Origin of the sequence: Rhizobium sp. CFBP 8762 (genome assembly GCF_014841565.1) — a bacterium.
Classification (GTDB): domain Bacteria; phylum Pseudomonadota; class Alphaproteobacteria; order Rhizobiales; family Rhizobiaceae; genus CFBP-8762.
Map to the genome: position 1 here is coordinate 1 of NZ_JACYUD010000014.1, position 16668 is coordinate 16668.

General features: G+C 54.5%; 13 protein-coding genes, 1 tRNA gene and 1 pseudogene. 14 read left to right on the forward strand and 1 reads right to left on the reverse strand.

The window, feature by feature from the left end; translation table 11 throughout:
• The 10 genes from IFT84_RS20920 to rpoC all read left to right on the forward strand — a co-directional run.
• A partial coding sequence (locus IFT84_RS20920) for an EF-Tu C-terminal domain-related protein (RefSeq protein WP_143541087.1) occupies positions 1-69 on the forward strand: 69 nt, incomplete at its 5' end.
• Between the two features lie 176 nt (positions 70-245).
• Positions 246-321 (forward strand) — tRNA-Trp (locus IFT84_RS20925).
• A 196-nt stretch (positions 322-517) separates the two neighbouring features.
• The gene (gene secE, locus IFT84_RS20930; protein WP_192122569.1) at positions 518-718 is read left to right on the forward strand and encodes a preprotein translocase subunit SecE; all 201 of its coding nucleotides are present in this window, start codon (positions 518-520) and stop codon (positions 716-718) included.
• A gap of 16 nt (positions 719-734) precedes the next feature.
• Positions 735-1265 (forward strand): transcription termination/antitermination protein NusG, encoded by a 531-nt coding sequence (gene nusG, locus IFT84_RS20935; protein ID WP_192122570.1) that lies wholly within the window; start codon positions 735-737, stop codon positions 1263-1265.
• 172 nt (positions 1266-1437) lie between these two features.
• Positions 1438-1866 carry a 50S ribosomal protein L11 gene (gene rplK / locus IFT84_RS20940; RefSeq protein WP_192122571.1) on the forward strand — a complete coding sequence of 143 codons (429 nt, stop codon included), beginning with the start codon at positions 1438-1440 and terminating at the stop codon, positions 1864-1866.
• Between the two features lie 3 nt (positions 1867-1869).
• Entirely contained in the window at positions 1870-2565 is a 696-nt protein-coding gene (gene rplA, locus IFT84_RS20945; protein ID WP_192122572.1) for a 50S ribosomal protein L1, read from the forward strand.
• 327 nt (positions 2566-2892) lie between these two features.
• Positions 2893-3411, forward strand: a complete 519-nt coding sequence (rplJ, locus tag IFT84_RS20950) for a 50S ribosomal protein L10 (RefSeq protein ID WP_192122573.1) — start codon at positions 2893-2895, stop codon at positions 3409-3411.
• 57 nt (positions 3412-3468) lie between these two features.
• Entirely contained in the window at positions 3469-3846 is a 378-nt protein-coding gene (gene rplL / locus IFT84_RS20955; RefSeq protein WP_076395903.1) for a 50S ribosomal protein L7/L12, read from the forward strand.
• 189 nt (positions 3847-4035) lie between these two features.
• Positions 4036-8178, forward strand: a complete 4143-nt coding sequence (gene rpoB, locus IFT84_RS20960) for a DNA-directed RNA polymerase subunit beta (protein WP_192122574.1) — start codon at positions 4036-4038, stop codon at positions 8176-8178.
• 200 nt (positions 8179-8378) lie between these two features.
• Positions 8379-12593: a DNA-directed RNA polymerase subunit beta' gene (gene rpoC / locus IFT84_RS20965; protein ID WP_192122575.1), complete on the forward strand. Its 4215-nt coding sequence runs from the start codon at positions 8379-8381 to the stop codon at positions 12591-12593.
• Positions 12594-12668: 75 nt separating this feature from the next.
• Here rpoC and IFT84_RS20970 read toward each other — a convergent pair whose 3' ends face one another.
• Positions 12669-12965, reverse strand: coding sequence for a transcriptional regulator (locus IFT84_RS20970; protein WP_192122576.1), 297 nt, complete (start codon positions 12963-12965; stop codon positions 12669-12671).
• A gap of 544 nt (positions 12966-13509) precedes the next feature.
• Between IFT84_RS20970 and rpsL the strand changes: the two genes are divergently transcribed.
• From rpsL to IFT84_RS21370, 4 genes and pseudogenes are all read left to right on the forward strand, one after another.
• Positions 13510-13881, forward strand: coding sequence for a 30S ribosomal protein S12 (rpsL, locus tag IFT84_RS20975; protein ID WP_003507760.1), 372 nt, complete (start codon positions 13510-13512; stop codon positions 13879-13881).
• Between the two features lie 58 nt (positions 13882-13939).
• Entirely contained in the window at positions 13940-14410 is a 471-nt protein-coding gene (rpsG, locus tag IFT84_RS20980; protein WP_192122577.1) for a 30S ribosomal protein S7, read from the forward strand.
• A gap of 32 nt (positions 14411-14442) precedes the next feature.
• Entirely contained in the window at positions 14443-16542 is a 2100-nt protein-coding gene (fusA, locus tag IFT84_RS20985) for an elongation factor G (protein WP_192122578.1), read from the forward strand.
• Between the two features lie 64 nt (positions 16543-16606).
• Positions 16607-16668 (forward strand): annotated as a pseudogene (locus IFT84_RS21370) (GTP-binding protein); the annotation flags it as partial.

Consider the following 16668-nt stretch of genomic DNA (forward strand, 5'->3'; position numbering starts at 1 on the left):
CTGCGCTTCGCGATCCGTGAAGGTGGCCGTACCGTCGGCGCCGGCATCGTGGCATCCATCGTTGAGTAATCGCTGGTAAAATAGAAAAAAGGCGCTGCCAGAAATGGCGGCGCCTTTTTCGTTTCCATTATCTTGTTGTTCTGGATGTTTTTTCAGAATTGATGTCGAAGGTGCTTGTCAATTCGGCCTAAACTGAATAATAAGCCGCTACACAGTTTGCAGGCGGTTTCGGTCTGGAATTGTAAAGGGGTATAGCTCAGTTGGTAGAGCGACGGTCTCCAAAACCGTAGGCCGGGGGTTCGAGCCCCTCTGCCCCTGCCATTGACCGACAGTCAGCCCCGAACCGGGCGCAAATCATAAAAATGAACGAATAGTGATGTTTCGTCGCATATTCGTCAAAAAGTCCGATAGCCTCTTGTGATTTTTGGAATCGGCCTTTATGTAGAAGTTCAAACAGACACGCGGCGCGTGGGGCTGATTCAGTCAGCTTTGCGCGTCGTAATGGCGTGAGCATTATATGGCATCGAAAACTACTCCACTGACGTTTCTGCGACAGGTTCGCGCCGAGACGGCAAAAGTTACCTGGCCTTCTCGTCGGGAAACAGTGATATCCACCATCATGGTTTTCATCATGGTGTTTGTTGCAGCCGTATTTTTCTTTGCTGCGGATCATCTGATGGGCTGGCTGATTAGCCTCGTGCTCACAGCTGGCGTATAATCGTTAGGAGACGAAGATGGCTTCGCGCTGGTATATTGTTCAAGCCTATTCCAATTTCGAGAAGAAGGTTGCTGAATCGATTGAAGAAAAGGTCAAGCAAAAGGGCTTGGACCATTTGTTCGAAAAGATTTTGGTGCCTACCGAAAAAGTCGTCGAAGTTCGTCGCGGTCGCAAGGTCGATGCCGAGCGGAAGTTCTTCCCAGGCTACGTTCTTGTTCGGGCGGATCTCACCGATGAAGCCTATCACTTGATCAAGAACACGCCAAAGGTCACCGGGTTCCTTGGTTCCGATAACAAGCCTGTTCCGATCCCGGATTATGAGGCTGAGCGCATTCTCGGTCAGGTTCAGGATGGTGTTGATCGTCCGAAGCCGTCAATTTCGTTTGAGGTTGGTGAGCAGGTTCGCGTCTCTGATGGTCCGTTCGCATCCTTCAACGGGATCGTGCAGGATGTTGATGAAGAGCGTTCGCGCCTCAAGGTTGAGGTTTCGATCTTCGGACGTGCGACGCCTGTCGAACTCGAATATGGCCAGGTCGAAAAAGTTTAATCTGCATCCGTGGCAGAGATGAATTCAGGGTGACCTGAATTGCGGATTGTTCCGCAACCGCGTGGGAGGGCAGGGGCTTTAAGCCGGGCTCCCTGAACGCACCACGCAACCGCAGCCGCCAGTCGTTGACTGGCTCTTGACCGGAAACGGTCATATCTAGAAAGGCAGAGAAATGGCTAAGAAAGTTGCAGGCCAGCTCAAGCTTCAGGTCAAGGCAGGATCGGCTAATCCGTCCCCGCCAATCGGTCCTGCGCTTGGTCAGCGTGGCATTAACATTATGGAATTCTGCAAGTCGTTCAACGCAGCGACGCAGGAAATGGAAAAAGGCATGCCGATCCCGGTCGTCATCACCTACTTCCAGGACAAGTCCTTTACTTTTGCGATGAAGCAGCCACCGGTCTCCTACTTCCTGAAGAAGGAAGCCAAGGTAACATCCGGTTCCAAGCTGCCCGGCAAGACGAAGGCTGGTTCGATCACTCAGGAGCAGGTGCGCAAGATCGCCGAAGCGAAGATGAAGGATCTGAATGCGGCTGACGTTGAAGGCGCAATGGCGATGGTTGAGGGCTCCGCCCGCTCCATGGGCCTTGAAGTGGTAGGTTAAGACATGGCCAAGATTGCAAAGCGTGTACAGAAGACTCGCGAAGGCGTTGATCCGGTCAAGTTTTATGGCCTGAACGACGCTGTATCGATGGTAAAGGAACGGGCAATCGCCAAGTTCGATGAAACCATCGAAGTTGCGATGAACCTCGGCGTTGACCCACGTCATGCCGACCAGATGGTTCGTGGCGTTGTCAACCTTCCGAACGGCACAGGCCGTACGGTTCGCGTTGCGGTGTTCGCACGCGGCGCCAAGGCGGAAGAAGCAACAGCTGCCGGTGCTGACGTTGTCGGCGCGGAAGATCTGGTTGAAATCGTTCAGGGCGGCAAGATCGATTTCGATCGTTGCATTGCCACGCCGGACATGATGCCGCTCGTCGGTCGCCTCGGTAAGGTTCTCGGACCTCGCGGCATGATGCCGAACCCGAAGGTCGGTACGGTCACGATGGACGTTGCCGGTGCAGTCAAGGCTTCCAAGGGTGGCGCTGTCGAGTTCCGCGTTGAGAAGGCTGGTATTGTCCATGCCGGTATCGGCAAGGCTTCCTTTGAGGTTGCAGCTTTGGAAGAAAACATTCGCGCATTTGCGGATGCGGTGATCAAAGCAAAGCCGACTGGTGCTAAGGGCAACTACGTCAAGCGCGTTGCCATTTCGTCGACGATGGGCCCGGGCGTGAAGGTCGATCCTTCGACGCTTGCTGTATGATTCAGGGCATGTTGCCCGGCGTTCCGTCTTGAACGGATCGTTCACGTAATTTCCGGCCTCTAGGGGCCGGGAATGTCCGGAGAAATCCGGACTCCTGTCCAAGATTGCGGGTGGTTTTCCTTAATCACTTTGCCCGCATGAGATGGGTAAGACCTGGATTGGGTATCTCGTATGCCGGTATTCAGTTCGAACCTGTAAAGCCTTGAAGCCCGGTAACGGGTTAGGGGGCAGGATCCTGAAGCGTCGTTTGGGTCGGAAATGTTCCAAACGATAAAGGCAAAACCGATGGGGACTGCATCTTGCATCCCTATCAACTGGAGATAGGCAGTGGAAAGAGCGGAAAAACGCGAATTCGTCACGGAGCTGAATGAAGTCTTCAAGGCTTCCGGTTCAGTTGTCGTGGCCCGCTATGCCGGCATCACGGTTGCACAGATGAACGATCTTCGTTCAAAAATGCGTGCAGCTGGCGGAACCGTCAAAGTCGCGAAAAACCGCCTGGCCAAAATTGCTCTTCAGGGCACGGAGTCGGAAGGGATCGCAGATCTTTTCCAGGGTCAGACGCTCATCGCTTATAGCGAAGATCCGATTACCGCTCCGAAAGTGGCCATGGACTTTGCCAAGACCAACGACAAGCTCGTTGTTCTCGGTGGTGCCATGGGTTCGACCAGCCTCGACGCCGAAGCAGTCAAGTCGCTTGCGACCCTGCCTTCGTTGGACGAGCTGCGTGCAAAGCTGCTGGGTATGCTGAATACACCTGCAACGCGTATCGCAACGGTCGTCAGCGCACCTGCAAGCCAGCTGGCTCGCGTGTTCGCCGCTTACGCCAAGAAGGACGAAGCCGCATAAGGCGGAATTTCGCTGTAAATAACCAAACCAGTTCGAACTGAACGAAGGAATAGTAAAATGGCTGATCTCGCAAAGATCGTAGAAGACCTCTCCTCTTTGACCGTTCTGGAAGCCGCTGAGCTTTCAAAGCTGCTTGAAGAAAAGTGGGGCGTTTCGGCTGCTGCACCGGTTGCTGTTGCTGCTGCTGGCGGTGGTGCTGCTGCTGCACCTGCTGAAGAAGAAAAGACTGAATTTGACGTTATCCTGACGGACGCTGGTGCCAACAAGATCAACGTCATCAAGGAAGTTCGTGCGATCACAGGTCTTGGCCTGAAGGAAGCTAAGGACCTCGTTGAAGGCGCACCTAAGGCTGTTAAGGAAGCTGTTTCCAAGGCTGAAGCTGCTGACCTCAAGAAGAAGCTGGAAGACGCAGGCGCCAAGGTCGACGTTAAGTAAGTCGATCTGGTACCGGAGGCAGCCTTTACAGGCTGCCTCTCTTTTACCTTTTTGTGAACGTATTACCCAAAAGCCTGCAAAAACGGCTTTTGGGTAATGGGTTCTCTAAAAGGCCCCATTCTATGACGGAGCCGACTGGCCAGCGGTATCCGTCTGTTGCAGGCCCGGATGCATTGACAAGGAGCGACGATGGCTCAGACCCTTTCGTTTAACGGTCGCAGGCGCGTACGCAAGTTTTTTGGAAAAATTCCAGAAGTCGCGGAGATGCCGAATCTTATTGAGGTTCAAAAAGCGTCCTACGACCAGTTTCTCATGGTTGATGAACCTCAGGGCGGTCGGCCTGACGAGGGTCTTCAGTCTGTCTTCAAATCAGTTTTCCCGATCACGGATTTCTCCGGTGCGTCGATGCTGGAGTTCGTGTCCTACGAGTTCGAGCAGCCGAAGTTCGATGTTGAGGAATGCCGTCAGCGCGACCTGACCTATGCAGCGCCGCTGAAAGTGACGCTACGCCTGATCGTCTTTGATATCGATGAGGATACAGGCGCGAAGTCCATTAAGGACATCAAGGAACAGAACGTCTACATGGGCGACATGCCCCTGATGACAGACAACGGTACGTTCATTGTGAACGGAACCGAGCGCGTTATCGTATCCCAGATGCACCGGTCTCCCGGTGTGTTCTTTGACCATGACAAGGGCAAGAGCCATTCGTCTGGTAAATTGTTGTTTGCGGCACGTGTGATCCCGTATCGCGGTTCCTGGCTCGATATTGAATTCGACGCCAAGGATATTGTGTACGCGCGTATCGACCGCCGCCGTAAGATTCCTGCCTCTTCGCTTCTGATGGCGCTCGGCATGGACGGTGAGCAGATTCTGGAAACCTTCTACACGAAGTCCGTTTATGAGCGCGACGGCGATAGCTGGCGCTATCCGTTCCGTGCGGACGTTCTGAAGGGCCAGAAGGTTCTTTCCGATCTGATCGATGCCGATACAGGTGAAGTTGTTGTCGAGTCCGGCAAGAAGTTAACACCGCGTCTGCTTAAGCAATTGACCGAAAAGGGCCTTAAGTCCCTGAAGGCAACCGATGGCGACCTGTTTGGTAACTACCTGGCGGAAGACCTTGTCAACATGGAAACCGGGGAAATTTTCCTGGAAGCCGGCGATGAGATCGACGAAAAGACGCTGCCGCAGATCATGGCCGCGGGCTTCGACGAAATTCCCGTTCTTGACATCGACCACATCAATGTTGGTGCGTATATTCGCAACACGCTGAATGCGGACAAGAACGGCAACCGTCAGGATGCATTGTTCGATATCTACCGCGTGATGCGTCCCGGCGAGCCGCCGACGATGGAATCGGCGGAAGCGATGTTCAACACGCTATTCTTCGATCCCGAGCGTTACGATCTCTCTGCCGTGGGCCGTGTGAAGATGAACATGCGTCTCGACCTTGAAGTGGCTGACACGGTTCGTGTTTTGCGCAAGGAAGACATTCTGGCTGTGGTCAAGATGCTCGTCGAGCTGCGCGACGGCAAGGGCGAAATCGACGATATCGATAACCTCGGTAACCGCCGCGTCCGTTCCGTTGGTGAATTAATGGAGAACCAGTACCGTCTGGGTCTGCTGCGCATGGAGCGCGCCATCAAGGAACGTATGTCGTCCATCGAGATCGACACGGTCATGCCGCAGGATTTGATCAACGCCAAGCCTGCAGCCGCAGCAGTGCGCGAATTCTTCGGTTCGTCACAGCTTTCGCAGTTCATGGACCAGGTCAATCCGCTGTCCGAAATTACCCACAAGCGCCGTTTGTCGGCTCTTGGACCGGGTGGTTTGACCCGTGAACGCGCAGGCTTCGAAGTCCGCGACGTTCATCCAACGCATTACGGTCGTATCTGCCCGATTGAGACGCCGGAAGGTCCGAATATCGGTCTGATCAACTCGCTGGCGACGTTTGCCCGCGTGAATAAGTACGGCTTCATCGAAAGCCCGTACCGGAAGATCACGGACGGCAAGGTTACGAGTGATGTCGTCTACCTGTCGGCGATGGAAGAAGCCAAGTATCACGTGGCTCAGGCCAATTCGATCCTGGAGGACGATGGTTCGTTCGCCGAAGAGTTCGTGGTCTGCCGTCATGCTGGCGATGTTATGCTGGCACCGCGCGACATCGTGAACCTGATGGACGTGTCGCCGAAGCAGCTCGTGTCCGTGGCTGCGGCTTTGATTCCGTTCCTTGAAAACGATGACGCCAACCGCGCATTGATGGGTTCCAACATGCAGCGTCAGGCTGTGCCTCTGCTGCGCGCAGAAGCACCGTTTGTTGGCACCGGCATGGAGCCTGTTGTTGCCCGCGACTCCGGTGCTGCAATTGCAGCCCGCCGTGGGGGTGTGGTCGATCAGGTGGATGCAACGCGTATTGTTATCCGCGCAACGGAAGATATTGATCCGTCGAAGTCCGGCGTTGATATCTACCGTTTGCAGAAGTTCCAGCGTTCCAACCAGAACACCTGCATCAATCAGCGTCCGCTGGTGGCTGTTGGTGACATTCTGAACAAGGGCGATATCATTGCGGACGGTCCATCGACCGACCTCGGTGACCTGGCTCTCGGCCGCAACGCGCTGGTCGCGTTCATGCCCTGGAACGGCTACAATTACGAAGACTCGATCCTGCTGTCCGAGCGTATCGTGCGCGATGACGTGTTCACATCCATTCACATCGAAGAATTCGAAGTGATGGCGCGTGATACCAAGCTTGGTCCTGAGGAAATCACACGGGATATTCCGAACGTTTCGGAAGAAGCGTTGAAGAACCTCGACGAAGCCGGCATTGTTTATATCGGTGCGGAAGTGCAGCCGGGCGATATTCTTGTGGGCAAGATCACGCCAAAGGGTGAAAGCCCGATGACACCGGAAGAGAAGCTTCTGCGTGCCATCTTCGGTGAGAAGGCGTCCGATGTGCGCGATACGTCTATGCGTATGCCTCCGGGCACGTTCGGTACGATCGTTGAAGTTCGTGTTTTCAACCGTCACGGTGTTGAAAAAGACGAACGTGCAATGGCTATCGAGCGGGAAGAAATCGAGCGTCTTGCCAAGGACCGTGATGACGAGCAGGCGATCCTTGATCGCAACGTTTACGGTCGTCTGATCGATATGTTGCGCGGTCATGTCGCTGTGGCTGGCCCTAAAAACTTCAAGAAGGGCACCGAGCTTTCCAACGCGGTCGTCAGTGAATATCCACGCTCTCAGTGGTGGATGTTCGCGGTCGAAGACGAGCGCGTGCAGGGCGAGATCGAAGCGCTTCGCGGTCAGTATGACGAATCCAAGTCGCGCCTTGAGCAGCGCTTCATGGATAAGGTCGAAAAGGTTCAGCGCGGCGACGAAATGCCTCCGGGCGTCATGAAGATGGTGAAGGTTTTTGTCGCCGTAAAGCGCAAGATCCAGCCGGGCGACAAGATGGCTGGCCGTCATGGCAACAAGGGTGTGGTTTCGCGCATCGTTCCTGTCGAAGACATGCCGTTCCTGGAAGACGGCACGCATGTTGATGTGGTGCTGAACCCGCTGGGCGTGCCATCCCGCATGAACGTTGGCCAGATTTTGGAAACACATCTGGGTTGGGCTTGTGCTGGCATGGGTAAGCAGATTGGCGAAATGCTGGATGCCTACAATGCCGGTGGTGAAATCCAGCCGCTGCGCGATGTCATCGATGATGTCATCGGGTCCGGTCCGAAGGGTGAGCCGATCAAGCAATATGATGATAGCTCTATCGTTCGCTTGGCCGAGCAGACCCGTCGCGGTGTTTCGATTGCAACGCCTGTATTCGACGGCGCTGTGGAAGCAGACGTGAACGAGATGCTGGTTCGTGCTGGCTTGAAGGAGTCGGGTCAGTCGACATTGTTCGATGGCCGTACCGGTGAGCAGTTTGACCGGCAGGTGACGGTCGGCTACATCTACATGTTGAAGCTGAACCACCTGGTTGACGACAAGATCCATGCCCGCTCGATTGGTCCGTACTCGCTGGTTACCCAGCAGCCACTCGGGGGTAAGGCTCAGTTCGGCGGTCAGCGCTTCGGGGAAATGGAAGTCTGGGCTCTGGAAGCCTACGGCGCTGCCTACACCCTGCAGGAAATGCTGACGGTGAAATCGGATGATGTGGCCGGTCGTACCAAGGTCTATGAAGCCATCGTTCGCGGTGATGATACGTTTGAAGCCGGTATTCCTGAAAGCTTCAACGTTCTCGTCAAGGAAATGCGCTCACTCGGCCTGAGTGTTGAGCTCGAGAACTCGAAGCTTGACGATCTTGGTGCCGCAGGTCAGTTGCCTGACGCTGCTGAGTAAATATTTGGAATGCGCGCTTTGCGGCGCGCATTCTCTCGTTCCTCTGTCCTGATGAACGAGATTGACCGCGCCCTTTGTCCATGTGTCGCTCACATGATCAGAGTTGGTGCGGCGTCGCTTTTTGTAGCGGTGAAACGGCTCCCGGGACATGCCGTATTCATTCGCAAGGTAAGGGCTGATCGCCCTCAAAGGAGACAGGCATGAACCAAGAGGTCATGAATCTTTTCAATCCGCAGGTGCCTGCACAGACTTTCGACTCGATCCGGATTTCGATCGCGTCGCCAGAGAAAATCCTTTCCTGGTCCTATGGTGAAATCAAGAAGCCGGAAACCATCAACTATCGGACGTTCAAGCCTGAACGCGATGGGCTGTTCTGTGCGCGTATTTTTGGCCCGATCAAGGACTATGAGTGCCTGTGCGGCAAGTACAAGCGCATGAAGTATAAAGGCATTATCTGCGAAAAGTGCGGTGTTGAAGTCACATTGTCGCGCGTTCGGCGCGAGCGCATGGGCCACATTGAGCTTGCCGCACCCGTTGCGCATATCTGGTTCCTGAAGTCGCTCCCAAGCCGCATTTCGACACTGCTCGACATGACGCTGAAGGATATCGAGCGCGTTCTGTACTTTGAAAACTACATCGTGACGGAGCCTGGCCTCACGTCGCTCAAGGAAAATCAGCTTCTTTCCGAAGAAGAGTACATGATTGCCGTTGATGAATTTGGCGAAGACCAGTTCACAGCGATGATTGGCGCGGAAGCGATCTATGAGATGCTCGCCAGCATGAATCTCGAAAAGATCGCCGGTGAACTGCGCTCGGATATGGCCGATACGACATCAGAACTGAAGCAGAAGAAACTGATGAAGCGTCTCAAAATCGTTGAGAACTTCATGGAGTCCGGCAATCGTCCCGAATGGATGATCATGAAGGTTGTTCCGGTCATTCCGCCGGATCTGCGGCCTCTGGTTCCGCTTGATGGCGGCCGTTTTGCGACGTCCGACTTGAACGATCTCTATCGTCGCGTGATCAACCGTAACAACCGCTTGAAGCGTCTGATCGAACTGCGCGCACCAGGCATCATTATTCGCAACGAAAAGCGTATGTTGCAGGAATCCGTTGACGCGTTGTTTGATAACGGTCGTCGCGGTCGCGTCATCACGGGTGCCAACAAGCGTCCTCTGAAGTCGCTGTCGGATATGTTGAAGGGTAAGCAGGGTCGGTTCCGTCAGAACCTTCTCGGCAAGCGCGTCGACTATTCCGGCCGTTCGGTCATCGTGACTGGTCCGGAATTGAAACTGCACCAGTGCGGTCTGCCAAAGAAGATGGCGCTGGAACTGTTCAAGCCATTCATCTACGCGCGTCTGGATGCCAAGGGCTTTTCCTCCACTGTCAAGCAGGCGAAGAAGCTGGTGGAGAAAGAGAAGCCGGAAGTCTGGGATATCCTCGATGAGGTCATTCGCGAGCACCCGGTATTGCTGAACCGCGCGCCAACGCTTCACCGTCTCGGCATTCAGGCGTTTGAGCCAATCCTGGTTGAAGGCAAGGCCATTCAGCTTCATCCGCTCGTCTGCACGGCCTTCAACGCCGACTTTGACGGCGACCAGATGGCTGTTCACGTTCCGCTTTCGCTGGAAGCCCAGCTGGAAGCGCGCGTGTTGATGATGTCGACGAACAACATTCTGCATCCGGCCAACGGCGCACCAATCATCGTGCCGTCGCAAGACATGGTGTTGGGTCTCTACTACCTGTCGATCATGAACCAGAACGAGCCGGGTGAGGGCATGGCCTTCTCCGATATAGGTGAGTTGCATCACGCGCTGGAAACGAAGTCTGTCACGCTGCACTCCAAGATTCGTGGTCGCTTCAAAACTGTCGACGAAGCTGGTAATCCCGTTTCGCAAATTTTTGAAACGACACCGGGTCGTATGCTTGTTGGCGAACTGCTGCCAAAGAACCACAAGGTTCCGTTTGACGTCTGCAACCAGGAACTGACCAAGAAGAACATCTCCAAGATGATCGACACGGTCTACCGTCACTGCGGCCAGAAGGATACGGTCATCTTCTGTGACCGCATCATGCAGTTGGGCTTTGCCCATGCTTGCCGCGCGGGTATTTCCTTCGGCAAGGACGACATGGTCATTCCGTCGACCAAGGCAGGTATCGTCAACGATACTGAAACGCTGGTGAAGGAATACGAGCAGCAGTATAATGACGGCCTGATCACTCAGGGCGAAAAGTACAACAAGGTCGTTGATGCCTGGGGTAAGGCAACCGAGAAGGTCGCCGACGAGATGATGGCCCGCATTAAGGCCGTTGAATTCGACGAGGCGACCGGTCGTCAAAAGCCGATGAACTCGATCTATATGATGAGCCACTCCGGTGCACGTGGTTCTCCGAACCAGATGCGTCAGTTGGGCGGTATGCGCGGTCTGATGGCCAAGCCTTCGGGCGAAATCATCGAAACGCCGATCATCTCCAACTTTAAGGAAGGTCTGACCGTAAACGAGTACTTCAACTCGACGCACGGCGCCCGTAAGGGTCTTGCAGACACCGCCTTGAAGACTGCGAACTCCGGTTACCTGACGCGTCGTCTCGTTGACGTGGCGCAGGACTGCATCGTCACGCATGTCGATTGCGGCACTGAAAAGGGCCTGACGATGACGGCGATCGTCGATGCCGGTCAGGTTGTTGCGTCCATCGGTGCGCGTATTCTTGGTCGTACGGCTCTGGACGATATCGATAACCCGGTTACGGGTGAGCGTATCGTTGATGCGGGCCGCATGATCCTTGAGCCAGATGTCGTCGAAATCGAAAAGGTCGGTATCCAGTCTGTCCGTATTCGCTCTGCATTGACATGCGAAATTCAGACAGGCGTCTGCGGCGTCTGCTACGGTCGCGACCTGGCACGGGGTACACCGGTCAACATGGGTGAAGCTGTCGGCGTCATTGCGGCGCAGTCCATTGGGGAGCCCGGTACACAGTTGACCATGCGTACGTTCCACCTTGGTGGCACGGCCACGGTGGTTGACCAGTCGTTCCTGGAAGCATCCTATGAAGGTACGATCCAGATCAAGAACCGTAACATGTTGCGCAACTCCGATGGTATTCTTGTTGCTATGGGCCGTAACATGGCTGTTCAGATTCTGGACGAGCGTGGCGTCGAGCGGTCGTCGCAGCGTGTGGCTTATGGTTCGAAAATCTTTGTCGATGATGGTGACACGGTACGCCGTGGTCAGCGCCTGGCCGAATGGGACCCATACACCCGCCCAATGATGACCGAAGTCGAAGGCACGGTTCATTTCGAAGATATCGTTGATGGTATCTCCGTTCTGGAAGCAACTGACGAAGCAACGGGTATCACCAAGCGTCAGGTTATCGATTGGCGTTCAACGCCGCGCGGTACGGATTTGAAGCCTGCAATCATCATCAAAGACAAGAATGGCGATGTTGCCAAGCTTGCTCGCGGTGGTGAAGCTCGCTTCATGCTGTCGGTCGACGCTATTCTATCGGTTGAGCCAGGCACGAAGGTTAGCCAAGGTGACGTGCTGGCGCGTTCGCCTCTCGAAAGCGCCAAGACGAAGGACATCACCGGTGGTCTGCCACGTGTAGCCGAATTGTTTGAAGCACGCCGTCCAAAGGATCACGCTATCATCGCCGAAATCGATGGTACGGTTCGCTTTGGCCGCGATTACAAGAACAAGCGTCGCGTACTGATCGAGCCAGCGGAAGACGGTGTCGAGCCGGTTGAATATCTGATCCCGAAGGGCAAGCCATTCCACCTTCAGGACGGCGACTATATTGAAAAGGGTGACTACATCCTCGACGGTAACCCAGCGCCACATGATATTTTGGCCATCAAGGGCGTTGAAGCGCTTGCTTCCTATCTCGTGAATGAGATTCAGGAAGTCTATCGACTTCAGGGCGTGGTGATCAACGACAAGCACATTGAAGTGATCGTACGTCAGATGTTGCAGAAGGTTGAAATTACCGATGCCGGTGATTCCACCTACATCGTTGGTGACAACATCGACCGCATCGAACTCGATAACGTCAATGAAGGTTTGGTAGAGCAGGGCAAGAAGCCAGCTTATGGCGATCCGGTCCTTCTCGGTATCACCAAGGCTTCGCTGCAGACACCGTCGTTCATCTCCGCTGCGTCCTTCCAGGAAACGACGAAGGTTCTGACGGAAGCTGCCGTTGCCGGTAAGGTTGACGGTCTGCAGGGTCTGAAGGAGAACGTGATCGTCGGTCGTTTGATCCCGGCGGGTACGGGCGGAACCATGACGCAGATCCGTCGCATCGCCACCGCACGCGACGAGATGATCCTGGACGAGCGCCGCAAGGGCACCGGGGCTGACAGTGCAACACCGATGTTGACGGACATGGCTGGCGTCGAGCACCTCGAGCCCGGCGAGTAAGCCTGATAAAAATGAAAACGCCCGGATGAAAATCCGGGCGTTTCTGTATTGAAGCGTTGTGGAGTTCTCGGCTGGTTAGCCAAATCGAATAATAGCAACCTCGCCGGTCAACGCGCCTTTATAGGCAGAAGCGTGCGGTTCTTCTTCCGGGCGTTCCGTTAACGTGCCGATCTGGTCGAGGTCGGCCTCCAGAAACCCCTCTTCGGCCAAGGCGTTCAAGGCTTCCCGGACAGCGCTGTCGTCATCAGGCGCACAGAGCATCACGTGGATATCAACGCCCTCACTATCCTCGTCCTTCTGGTAGGCTTTTCCGATGATGATGAACACCATGGGTTCGTCGGTGTTGTTGTCGTTATCTGGCGCTGTCTGCATAACTTCGTCCTTCCTGTAGCCAATCGCTCCGCTGTTGATGGTTTAGACATGATATTGCAAGGACTTTTAGCAAGGTCCCTGTAATGTTTCTTGTCACAGGCGACTCGGGTTTCAGCCTGATTCCTTTTTGTTCCGAGCCGGTACAGCCGGGGCTGAAGACGTCATCATTTCGCGGTCGGCACGGCATCCTTGAACCAAACGCCCTTGTTTTCGGCGGTTTTGAAGCATTTCTTGGTATGCTGACGTTTGGCAGCCCTTGACGAACCGACCGTTAACAAGTACACCCCGCGTCATCGAAGCCGATGTGAGACTGGCTTTTCCGGAGCGACAGGCACTGGAGTTCGTCTCAAACAAGGTTTTTATAGCAAACTGAAGACATACAATGCTGCACGCACGACACAGTTAGTGTCCTCTGCATTTGTAGGCCATCTGCGCAGAGCGGATAGGCCTTTTGTTGCGCATTCCGATCTTGGTGTTGTTTTAGTTGCCGGAGACGGTGAGTTCCGCCCGAAAGGGTAATGAAGATTTTGCAAGGGATGGGTATATGCCTACCGTAAACCAGCTGATCCGCAAGCCGCGCCAAGCGCAGGTAAAGCGCAATAAGGTTCCTGCTCTGCAGGAAAACCCACAGAAGCGCGGCGTCTGCACCCGCGTTTATACAACGACCCCGAAGAAGCCGAACTCGGCGCTGCGTAAGGTTGCTAAGATCCGCCTGACCAATGGCTTCGAAGTCATCGGCTACATTCCCGGCGAAGGCCACAACCTGCAGGAACACTCCGTTGTGATGATCCGCGGCGGCCGCGTAAAGGATTTGCCCGGCGTGCGTTACCACATCATCCGCGGCGTTCTCGATACGCAGGGTGTTAAGAACCGCAAGCAGCGCCGTTCGAAGTACGGTGCGAAGCGTCCGAAGTAAGCGACAAACCGGCGCCATTTCGCTGGATAATCTGATTTAAAGTTGAGAGACGACACATATGTCACGACGTCATAGTGCAGAAAAGCGCGAGATTAACCCGGATCCAAAGTTCGGTGACCTCGTAGTCACAAAGTTCATGAACGCCATCATGCTTCACGGCAAGAAGTCGGTTGCTGAAAACATCGTTTACGGTGCTTTCGATGTGGTTCAGGGCAAGGCCAAGCAAGAGCCGATCACCGTTTTCCATCAGGCATTGGAAAACATCGCTCCGCATGTTGAAGTTCGTTCGCGTCGTGTCGGTGGTGCAACTTATCAGGTTCCGGTTGATGTGCGCCCAGAGCGTCGTCAGGCATTGGCCATTCGCTGGCTGATTACCGCAGCGCGCAAGCGCAACGAAACAACCATGGTCGAGCGCCTTTCCGGCGAACTCATGGATGCAGCTAACAACCGTGGAAGTGCCGTGAAAAAGCGGGAAGATACGCACAAGATGGCCGATGCCAACCGTGCATTCTCGCATTATCGCTGGTAATTCCGGTTTAACGTCTCGAAAGGCAGTCCATTATGGCTCGCGAATTTAAAATCGAAGACTACCGTAATTTCGGTATTATGGCGCACATCGACGCCGGCAAGACGACGACCACCGAGCGGATTCTGTTCTACACAGGCAAGTCGCACAAGATCGGTGAAGTGCATGATGGCGCAGCCACGATGGACTGGATGGAACAGGAGCAGGAGCGTGGCATTACGATCACGTCTGCTGCGACGACGACCTTCTGGAAAGGCCGTGATGGCACTCTGCGTCGCTTTAATATTATCGACACCCCCGGCCACGTTGACTTCACGATTGAAGTTGAGCGTTCGCTCCGGGTTCTTGACGGTGCGATTGCCCTGCTCGACGCCAATGCTGGTGTAGAGCCACAGACGGAAACCGTCTGGCGCCAGGCTGACAAGTACAATGTTCCGCGGATGATCTTCTGCAACAAGATGGACAAGACCGGTGCGGATTTCTACCGCTCCATGGAAATGGTCAAGTCGCGTCTGGGTGGGATCCCTGTTGTCATGCAGTTGCCAATCGGCGCTGAAAGCGACTTCAAGGGCATGATCGATCTGATCGAGATGAAGGCTATGTTCTGGCACGATGAGTCGATTGGTGCGATGTACTCGCTGGAAGAGATTCCGGCGGATATGGTCGACAAGGCCAATGAATATCGTGAAAAGCTGATCGAGACTGTCGTTGACATCGACGAAGCTGCGATGGAAGCTTATTTGGAAGGCACGATGCCGGACAACGATCAGATCCGTGCGCTGGTTCGTCGTGGTACGATCGACGTCAAGTTCTTCCCGATGTTCTGTGGCACAGCCTTCAAGAACAAGGGCGTTCAGCCTTTGCTCGACGCCGTTGTCGAATACTTGCCTTCGCCAATCGACATTCCCGCTATCAAGGGTATTGATGTCAAGACGGAAGCAGATGTTGTCCGCAATGCCGACGACTCCGAGCCTCTTTCGATGCTTGCGTTCAAGATCATGAACGACCCCTTCGTTGGTTCGCTGACCTTCGCTCGTATCTACTCCGGCAAGCTCGAAAAAGGCACGTCGGTGATGAATACGGTCAAGGACAAGCGTGAGCGCGTTGGCCGTATGTTGCAGATGCACTCGAACTCCCGTGAGGATATCGAGGAAGCCTTTGCTGGTGACATCGTTGCGCTTGCAGGTCTGAAGGAAACGACGACCGGTGACACGCTTTGTGATCCGCTGAAGCCTGTTGTGCTTGAGCGCATGGAGTTCCCTGAGCCGGTTATTCAGATTGCGATTGAGCCAAAGTCCAAGGGCGATCAGGAAAAGATGGGTCTGGCGTTGAACCGCCTGGCTGCTGAAGATCCTTCGTTCCGCGTTAAGACTGATGAAGAATCTGGCCAGACAATCATTGCCGGCATGGGTGAACTTCACCTCGACATTCTCGTCGACCGTATGCGTCGTGAGTTCAAGGTAGAAGCTTCTGTAGGTGCGCCGCAGGTCGCCTACCGCGAATCGATTACGCGCAAGCACGAAGAAGATTACACGCACAAGAAGCAGTCCGGTGGTACCGGTCAGTTCGCGCGCGTCAAGATCATCTTTGAACCCAATCCAGAAGGCGAAGATTTTGCGTTTGAATCCAAGATCGTCGGTGGTGCTGTTCCAAAGGAATACATCCCAGGCGTTCAGAAGGGTATCGAAAGCGTTCTGTCCTCTGGTCCTTTGGCTGGCTTCCCAATGTTGGGCGTCAAGGCAACATTGATCGACGGTGCATACCACGATGTTGACTCCTCGGTTCTGGCGTTCGAAATCGCTTCGCGTGCTTGCTTCCGTGAAGCAGCCAAGAAGGCTGGCGCTCAGTTGCTCGAGCCGATCATGAAGGTCGAAGTTGTTACGCCTGAAGATTACGTCGGTGACGTTATCGGAGACCTGAACTCCCGTCGTGGGCAAATTCAGGGTCAGGAATCCCGCGGTGTGGCCGTTGTCATCAACGCACACGTTCCGCTGGCAAACATGTTCAAGTACGTGGACAACTTGCGCTCAATGTCTCAGGGCCGTGCGCAGTACACCATGTCCTTCGATCATTACGCACCGGTTCCATCGAACGTTGCGACTGAAATTCAGGCAAAATATTCCGGTCAGAAATGATCGGGATACCCCGACCTATCGAAATTGAATTAATCCCGGTACGGGACAGAATGGAGAGCCAATAATGGCAAAGAGCAAATTTGAGCGCAACAAGCCGCACGTCAACATTGGCACGATTGGCCACGT

Coding starts and splice junctions, on each gene's coding strand:
- secE (WP_192122569.1), top strand. CDS start 518: ATGGCATCGAAAACTACTCCACTGACGTTTCTGCGACAGGTTCGCGCC.
- nusG (WP_192122570.1), top strand. CDS start 735: ATGGCTTCGCGCTGGTATATTGTTCAAGCCTATTCCAATTTCGAGAAG.
- rplK (WP_192122571.1), top strand. CDS start 1,438: ATGGCTAAGAAAGTTGCAGGCCAGCTCAAGCTTCAGGTCAAGGCAGGA.
- rplA (WP_192122572.1), top strand. CDS start 1,870: ATGGCCAAGATTGCAAAGCGTGTACAGAAGACTCGCGAAGGCGTTGAT.
- rplL (WP_076395903.1), top strand. CDS start 3,469: ATGGCTGATCTCGCAAAGATCGTAGAAGACCTCTCCTCTTTGACCGTT.
- rpoB (WP_192122574.1), top strand. CDS start 4,036: ATGGCTCAGACCCTTTCGTTTAACGGTCGCAGGCGCGTACGCAAGTTT.
- rpoC (WP_192122575.1), top strand. CDS start 8,379: ATGAACCAAGAGGTCATGAATCTTTTCAATCCGCAGGTGCCTGCACAG.
- IFT84_RS20970 (WP_192122576.1), bottom strand. CDS start 12,965: ATGCAGACAGCGCCAGATAACGACAACAACACCGACGAACCCATGGTG.
- rpsL (WP_003507760.1), top strand. CDS start 13,510: ATGCCTACCGTAAACCAGCTGATCCGCAAGCCGCGCCAAGCGCAGGTA.
- rpsG (WP_192122577.1), top strand. CDS start 13,940: ATGTCACGACGTCATAGTGCAGAAAAGCGCGAGATTAACCCGGATCCA.
- fusA (WP_192122578.1), top strand. CDS start 14,443: ATGGCTCGCGAATTTAAAATCGAAGACTACCGTAATTTCGGTATTATG.